This window comes from Lactobacillus sp. UMNPBX17 (assembly GCF_002553735.1).
GTDB lineage: Bacteria > Bacillota > Bacilli > Lactobacillales > Lactobacillaceae > Lactobacillus > Lactobacillus gallinarum.
Map to the genome: position 1 here is coordinate 1 of NZ_PCYT01000097.1, position 3,423 is coordinate 3,423.

Sequence of the window (3,423 nt, forward strand, 5' to 3'; positions counted from 1 at the left end):
TAGGTTCATCTAATAATAATAATTTAGGATTTCCTAGAAGTGCACGTGCAATGTGACCATTTTCATCAGCCAACTTATCAGTATTACCGATGTACAATTCTGGTTGTTGCATCGTTGGCATGTCTAAGAAGACCAAGGATTGACGTAAAACATGGTGTGCTAAGACGCCAGAGATACCAGAGATCGATTGGGAAGCAACCAAAGCAGGCTTGCCGCCCCAAACACTTTGACCCCATGGACGTGAAGCAACATCCAAAGCATTCTTCAAGGCTGCTGGGATGCTACGGTTATGTTCAGGTGTGACAAAGATGAACGCATCTTGAGCCGCAACGGCCTGACGAAATTCTGTATATTCTACGGGTGAATCCGCATCGTAGTCTTGGTTATATAGTGGCAACTTAGCGATATTTAAGTACGTTACTTCAGCGTCGTCTGGTAACCCAGCAACGATGGCCTCAGCGACCCCTTTAGAATAAGAATTTTTACGAATAGAACCTACAATTACACCATATTTTGTCATATCAAACAATCCTTTCAAAACTAATTTCCTTGTTATACTTACCAATAGTAAGTATAACAAGCTGTTGAAAAAGTGCAACCATTTTAGCCTATCAATTTTCAAAATCACTTGTTCAATCGCCAAAAAACGTTGTTAAATCAAGACTTACGCTCCAGAAAAATATTTTAGTCTATGTCTAATTACCGACAGAAAAGATCATCGGAGTATCAATGATTCCGATGACCCTTTCTTTATTTTCAATACACGTCTAACCGGAATTTACGTTATTTTTATCCCTCGCCTATCTCTAAATGTCTGAACACACCTTTTAAGATCCCGCTGAAATAAGGCCATTGCCCCAGCATTAACGGCAAGGCCCCAGACTTCACCCAACATATTCGGCCACTGTTATCTGCATAGCATCCGCCTGAACTTCCGACCTGATAAAAATGCGCTGACCACCACAGTGCATCAGCGCATATCAGACCGCGTATCGGTTCAATTTATAAAACGTCATAATTTATTTGATACGGGACAACATCCGTTTGATAAGTCGCAATAGAAAATTCAACTAGCCGCTGGTGACCATCCTACCCCTTACGTTTGCGCCGAATCGCTAATGGTAATCTAGCTTATTGTCTAGAACGATTTAACTGGCACCACGCGTATTCTATATATATGATTTTGATGATTTGATCGAAGAAAATGGAAAAATTCAAACAAATGGATTGTTATTATTTTTAGGAACAATGGCTGGAGTAAATGGATCAGCTTCTTTGTTGCGGGTGTCAAGTTCTAATGCTATAAAGTATGCTTCTAAACAAATATTAGGGAAACCTTTAATGAAAACTTTGTGGTACTCATTATTAAAAAATAACTAGTATAGTTGCTGGCAAAACACTAACCAAAAAGGGACTAGCCTCTGGAATTGAGAAAATTGTTCCAGTCGTTGGTGGAGTTACTTCGGGAAGTAGTAAGTGTCAATATTTTTGCGGTAGGCCAGCGTGTGTCAGTCAAGAAAGGGATTTTTTCTACGTAAAGTCAAGCATAATAAGAAGTTTGGCTTCATTTTTTGTTTAAATTTCAACTTAAACATCTTTTAGTGTCGATTTATTTTTTTAGTTAGACACGACAAATAAGCCCAGATCCATATCTGATTTTTGGGCTTAGCGTTATAATGTACTTGATCAATTAATTACGACTAAAGTCTTTTTGATTATGTGTGGCTACGTTGTAATCATATGGTTGATCATTGATAATCAGGGCATAAATGGTTCTGATTAGTTTATGAATTGAAGCAATAGCTATCTTTTTGAACCCTTTGGTTTGAGAGGATAGCTTTTTGCTTTCATAATAATCTGCTATATGACACGGATTTGTCTTAGCTGTATTATCTTTTCTACTATATTGTGGAATACTAATGGATTCATCTAGATAAATATTTAACCGTTGCAAGAGACTCACTACGTTACCAAAATACATTTCTCCTTTACCATTCTCCCATCTAGATAGTGTGGCTGGAGAAATTATTCCTCTTGCAACTTGAGTTAATGACAATCCCTTTTTTCACGTATATTTTTAAATATAGCCCCGTAATTATCTACTGTTTCCACTTTTATCACCAACCAGGGTTTAATTGATTTTAATAAATCCTACGCTACCATCTTCTCATACAAGCGATACATCCGTCCATCATAGGCACATAGCGAAATATCCATCTTATAATCAGAATTTTCCTTTTGCCACTTTTGAATAGTATCAACTGCAACTTTAGCTGCACTTTCTGCAGGATAACCATACACACCCGTAGAAATAGCTGAAAAAATCACGCTATGTAATCCCACTTTCTTTGCCAAAGCCAATGAATTATAGTAGCAAGAAGCTAGCATATGCGCATCACTAGTCTTGCCAGCATAAACTGGGCCCACTGTATGAATCACATATTTCGCAGGCAAATTATAGCCATGTGTTATCCTTGCTTCACCTGTTGGACAACCATGCAAAGTCATGCATTCTTCAAGCAAACGTGGACCCGCTGCTCTATGAATGGCACCATCAACGCCGCCACCACCAAGTAATGAATTATTAGCCGCATTAACGATCGCGTTGGCTTTCATCTTAGTAATATCGCCTTTAATAATTTTTATGTCTTTCATAATTATGTCCTTAGAAATAACCAACATTCTAACACCAATAACATTGTTATTTTGCTTAATTTAAAATCATTTTAAATGTTAAAAAAGTGAGTTAGTCATATCATGATATGATTAGCTCACTTTTTAATATTGATGTATTTTTTTATTCAAAACTGACTTAATTTGAGTCACATAGAGCACAATACCAATTACTAACCAAATAGCTGCAATCAAAATACCCAACCATAGATTAGTATTATTTAATTTGACGAAATTAACTAACTCATAAAATGGAAAAATATAGCTCAAACTTCTTAACCATGCAGGATAATTAGAAATTACAACCAATACACCTGAAACAATGGTAATTACTGAACCAAATAGGTTAGTGAAAAAGTAAGGATTTTTCATTTGCCATGACAAGCTCCAACCTGTAAAACCCATAACAGCACCAAAAACGCAGGCAACTGGTAAAATTACCAAGCAACGGAAGAACACCCCCCAAGGCAAGCCGAATAATAATAGCAATATCACATTGATTACACCCAAGACGATTCCTGCAATTAATGAAGTAAGGAATTTAGTCCCCCAATAATAAGGACTGTATGGTCTTTTTGCTATCATTTCAAGATCGATGCCCAAATTAGCATCTGTAATCAATAATTGCGACATTGCCTGAATTGATAAAGCTGCACTATCAATCACGATCGATGAGGCAGCGACATACCAGTTGAATTGATTGCTGTATTGTAGATCAATTAATACCAATAACAAAAGATTAATAATAGG

At 36.8% G+C, this 3,423-nt stretch carries 4 protein-coding genes and 2 pseudogenes; 1 reads left to right on the top strand and 5 read right to left on the bottom strand.

Features of this window, described 5'->3' with window-relative positions:
- Window positions 1-520 (bottom strand): NADPH-dependent FMN reductase (locus CP368_RS09440; RefSeq protein WP_143468322.1); only part of this gene is annotated, 520 nt, incomplete at its 3' end.
- 671 nt (window positions 521-1,191) lie between these two features.
- On the opposite strand from CP368_RS09440, the gene CP368_RS10440 reads away from it, so the two are divergent.
- On the top strand, window positions 1,192-1,380 hold the full coding sequence (locus tag CP368_RS10440) for a hypothetical protein (protein WP_143438290.1): 189 nt from the start codon (window positions 1,192-1,194) through the stop codon (window positions 1,378-1,380).
- A gap of 310 nt (window positions 1,381-1,690) precedes the next feature.
- Here CP368_RS10440 and CP368_RS11080 read toward each other — a convergent pair.
- The 4 genes and pseudogenes from CP368_RS11080 to CP368_RS09460 form a co-directional block, all read right to left on the bottom strand.
- Window positions 1,691-1,879 (bottom strand): annotated as a pseudogene (locus tag CP368_RS11080) (IS110 family transposase); the annotation flags it as partial.
- A 57-nt stretch (window positions 1,880-1,936) separates the two neighbouring features.
- Window positions 1,937-2,056: pseudogene (locus CP368_RS11085) on the bottom strand (helix-turn-helix domain-containing protein); the annotation flags it as partial.
- A gap of 95 nt (window positions 2,057-2,151) precedes the next feature.
- The gene (locus CP368_RS09455; RefSeq protein WP_087176610.1) at window positions 2,152-2,655 is read right to left on the bottom strand and encodes an O-acetyl-ADP-ribose deacetylase; all 504 of its coding nucleotides are present in this window, start codon (window positions 2,653-2,655) and stop codon (window positions 2,152-2,154) included.
- A gap of 123 nt (window positions 2,656-2,778) precedes the next feature.
- The coding region (locus tag CP368_RS09460; protein WP_098044436.1) for an ABC transporter permease at window positions 2,779-3,423 on the bottom strand (645 nt) is incomplete at its 5' end.

What these genes read in the sequence shown, in the direction of transcription:
- CP368_RS09455 (WP_087176610.1), bottom strand. Translation starts at nt 2,655, where the DNA reads ATGAAAGACATAAAAATTATTAAAGGCGATATTACTAAGATGAAAGCC.